Source organism: Deferribacterota bacterium (genome assembly GCA_034189185.1).
GTDB lineage: Bacteria > Chrysiogenota > Deferribacteres > Deferribacterales > UBA228 > UBA228.
On sequence record JAXHVM010000161.1, the window covers coordinates 1 to 4183 of the forward strand.

At 28.7% G+C, this 4183-nt stretch carries 5 protein-coding genes; all 5 read right to left on the bottom strand.

The window, feature by feature from the left end:
* Nucleotides 1-330: 330 nt before the first annotated feature.
* On the bottom strand, nt 331-699 hold the full coding sequence (locus tag SVN78_09020; protein MDY6821746.1) for a hypothetical protein: 369 nt from the start codon (nt 697-699) through the stop codon (nt 331-333).
* Nucleotides 700-711: 12 nt separating this feature from the next.
* A complete protein-coding gene (locus SVN78_09025; protein ID MDY6821747.1) occupies nt 712-987 on the bottom strand; it encodes a hypothetical protein in 276 nt (91 codons plus the stop codon).
* A 159-nt stretch (nt 988-1146) separates the two neighbouring features.
* A complete protein-coding gene (locus tag SVN78_09030) occupies nt 1147-2460 on the bottom strand; it encodes a sigma-54 dependent transcriptional regulator (GenBank protein ID MDY6821748.1) in 1314 nt (437 codons plus the stop codon).
* Nucleotides 2435-3730, bottom strand: coding sequence for an ATP-binding protein (locus tag SVN78_09035; protein ID MDY6821749.1), 1296 nt, complete (start codon nt 3728-3730; stop codon nt 2435-2437). The genes SVN78_09030 and SVN78_09035 overlap by 26 nt, the downstream gene beginning before the upstream one ends.
* A gap of 2 nt (nt 3731-3732) precedes the next feature.
* The coding region (locus tag SVN78_09040; protein ID MDY6821750.1) for a hypothetical protein at nt 3733-4183 on the bottom strand (451 nt) is incomplete at its 5' end.

The window sequence follows — 4183 nt, forward strand, 5'->3', positions numbered from 1 at the left end:
TAATGTTTATCTAATCTTTTTATGTTACATGCAGTATATACTTGTAAATCACCTGTGATACTTGTAAATCTATATAGCTTTTTAATGATATATGTTATAGATTTTGTGTTTTATTATCTAAGCAAATAAATTGTCCTATTATATAGGAAAATATATAAATAATTAAATTTAAAACATTATACTGTTTCAATGCAATGTATAGTCAATACTATTTTATAATATACAATATATTTTAGATTTTTAATGGTTTTAATTTATGTTATTTAAAGGTATAGCAGATAATTTTAAGAAAGGGCAAAAGATTGAATAATCTTTTGCCCTTAAATGTTATTAATAGTTTTTAACTATTGTAGGACCAAGTGTAAAGCCATTTGGATTAATGAGAATCATATATTTTACATCATCTTTAGTTTCCAGTTCAAATACGTAGGCATTTGTTCCTTTGGGTGTTGTAAAAGTGGCATATCCAATTGCCTCAAAGCCAAATGATGGATTTTGATCAATGTAGTTTTGGATTATATTTTTTGCTTCACTTTCTGTCATTGATTGACCTTGATTAAATTGTTTTCCACCCTTACGAACCTGTTGTGAATTATTTGGCTGTTGTTTTACAGAGCGGCCTTGTGACATTTGTGCAAAAGAGCTGCTGTAGGCTGTAAAAAATATTAAGATTGTTACAAGTGTCAATATTCTTTTCATTTTATGCCTCTATTAGTAGTTATTGTAGGGACAATTTGGGTTAGTTGGATCCATTATTCTTTGTCTATCTCTGTCTCCGTTTTGCTGGCCCATTTGTCCTTGAGCCCTTGGTGCATTAAATTGATTAGTAGTAGTGCTATTATAATTTTGGGACATACGTGGGCATGTACCAGTTCCATTAGAACCACTTCCCCTATTACCTCTGCTAGGTTGACCATAAGCAAAAGATTGTGTTGTAAAAAACAACACAAATGCTAAAATTAGTGCTGTTGCAAATATTTTTCTCATTTCACACCTCCATATAATGTGTTGTACTATATAATAGTGCAAATGTTATGCCAAAATAACAACTAGGCTTTATTCCTTAATATTAATGATCTTTGGCCGGATTTTGTATTATTGAGTCTATGTAATAATTACACAATATGTAGAAAAATTACACATGTTCTATATGTTTATATTATATTCTTTGATTTTATTGTATAAGCTTTTTCTAGAGATACCCAATATGTTAGCTGCTTTACTTTTATTACCCTTTGCTTTCCTAAGGGCAGTTTTAATAAGCTCTATTTCTTTGTTATTTATATTTAGATTATCAATTGTAACGTCTTCTGAATTTTTTAACTCTGGAAGCAAGTCAATATCTAATTTTTCACTTCTTGCAATAATAACAGCTCTCTCAATTAGATTTTCTAACTCCCTAACATTGCCTGGAAAATTGTACTTATATAATTTATCCATAAATTCATTTGTGGTATTTAAAATGATTTTTTCATATTTTTTTGCATACTTTTTTATAAAAAAATCAACAAGCAAGGGAATGTCCATCTTTCTATCTCTAAGAGGTGGGATAATTATAGGGAAAACATTTATTCTGTAAAAAAGGTCTTCCCTGAATTTGCCTTCTTCTACTAGTGTTTTTAAATCTTTGTTAGTAGCTGCTATTATTCTCACATCAACCTTTATTTTTTTTGTAGAGCCAATTTTTTCAATAGTTTTTTCCTGGAGTACCCTAAGGAGTTTTACTTGAGATGATAAAGGTAATTCCGCTATTTCGTCTAAAAATAGGGTGCCTCCATTTGCCTCTTCAAATTTTCCAATCCTATCGTTAATTGCTCCTGTAAAGGCACCTTTTACATGTCCAAAGAGTTCTGATTCAATTAAGTTTTCATTTATTGCACCACAGTTTACCGCAATAAAAGGATTATTTGTTCTTTTTGAATTTTTATGTATTGCCTTTGCTACTATCTCTTTGCCAACACCTGATTCCCCTAAGATTAGTATCTTAGCATCAGTGGGGGCAACTAATTTTAGATTTTCTACAACATCCTTCATAGGACTGTCATGATGAAATACGCCCTCAAAAACAAAACTCTCTTTGCTAGCTTCACTGTTAATAGATTTAGTTGGTCTAATTTTCTTTAGTAATTCAAGAAGATAGTTCATATCTACTGGCTTTGTAATGAAATCTACTGCTCCAAGTTTTGTTGCTTTAACTGCCTTTTCTATTGTCCCCACTGCTGTTATAACAATAACTGGTAGATCTATATTTTGTTTTCTAATTATTTCTAGCAGTGCTAGACCATCAAGAATATCCATCTTTAGGTCAAGTAACATAACACTAAACTTGTGTTTTTTTACTAGATTTAGGGCCTCAAGCCCATTAGAAGCTTCTTCAGTTTTATATCCTTCATGTTCAAGGTGCAATTTCAACATCGTTCTGTGACTTGCTTCATCATCTACTATTAGGATTTTTTTCATAATACTGCCCAAATATTAATATTATTGTAAAGGGCTCTAAGGATGCAATATCTATGTTAAAGCCGTGTAATTCCATTAATTTTTTAGATATAGATAAACCTAATCCACTCCCCTTTGATTTTGTTGTATAAAAGGGCTCAAAAAGATTAGAGACCTTCACTGCTATTTTTTCTTTAACATTGTTTGTTATAAAAATTCTTTTATTTTTTTTTAATTCTATCACAATTTTTTCATTTGGTGGTGAAGATTGTAGTGCATTTAAGATTATATTCATAAAAACCTGTAGAATCTTATCTCTATCTGCATATATATAAAAATCATTACCTCTAACATCCATATTGATTTTCTTTTCTTTTATCTCATAGGATAAAAGTGAGATTGTTTTATCAATTATACTTAATATATTTATATTTGTTTTGTTTAAATTAATCTCTCTCCCATAATACAAGAAATCATTTACTAATTTGTTTATCCTTTTTAGCTCCTCTTGACTTTTAGATAGGTATTCTTTTATTTCATCTGAATTTATATTGGATATGCTATAGCTTAAAAAACCATCTATAGTCCCTAAGGGGTTTTTAATTTCATGGGCAAGAATATTTGAAAATTTCCCCAATTGTGCATCCCTTTCAGAAGCTTTACGCATATGTTCTGATTTTCTATATAATCTTATTAGTTTTAATATAAAAAAATATGTAATTATAATAAGAGAGAGTGTTATTATACTTAATATAAGATAGGAATTAGTGTGTTTTTTTAAAGCTATATAACCATTGTTATTTAAGGATATAGCAATATTTAATTCATTTAAAGGTATAGGACCCCTTTTATTGTCGGTGTAGAATTTACCCTCTAGCCTCCTTATTTTTCTTAGTGCAATAGTAAAGGGTTCATATATTACAAATTCCCTATCATTAAAAAAAATCGTTAGTTTTTCTAGGTTAGTTTTTAATTCTGGAATATTTTCATTGTACGCTGATGTTATAACATTCTTATTGTTGTCATATATTAGTATGTTTTTAATTGATTTTTGTTTTCTAAATTCCTCTACATAATTTTTTAGGTTATGTTCTGTATGGCCTATAGTTATCATATATAAACGATTGCCCATTTCAAAAGATTTTAGCAGAAATAACCCAAGCTCAGTTAAGTTTTCTTTATATGTATTAAGTGTTTTATTTGAAGAATATATATGAAGGACAATTAAAAAAACATTAAATATTATTATTGAAGCTAAAAAAATATGTAAAAACCTAAAAAATTTTTCCATTATTATAGTTGATTTAGTTTTATGTAATTAATACGATTTTCTCTAATATCATCTCTGAATACATTTATTACTTCTTCTTTTGCTGTAAAAAATAATATTTGCCAGCCATAATCTACTATCTTTTTAAGCATTGATATCTGATTTTTTAACCTCTTTGAATCTGATTTTATAAAGGGGTCATCAGTTATAAAGAATCCCTTTTCATCCTTTAATAGCTTTTCTCCAAGGGCTATTCTAATTGATAAATATAATTGATCAAATGTTCCGCCAGATAATTTATTGGCCGAGAGGGTTTCTCCGTCATTTCGTAGTACCTGAATGTTAGATGATTCTTTATCTAAAAAGACTTTTTTATACATATTATCTGTTATATCCTGAAAATATGATGTAACAGAGCTATTTTCGCCAAACAATTCTAATACTTTTTCTCTTTCCTCTACCTCTATTTCATCA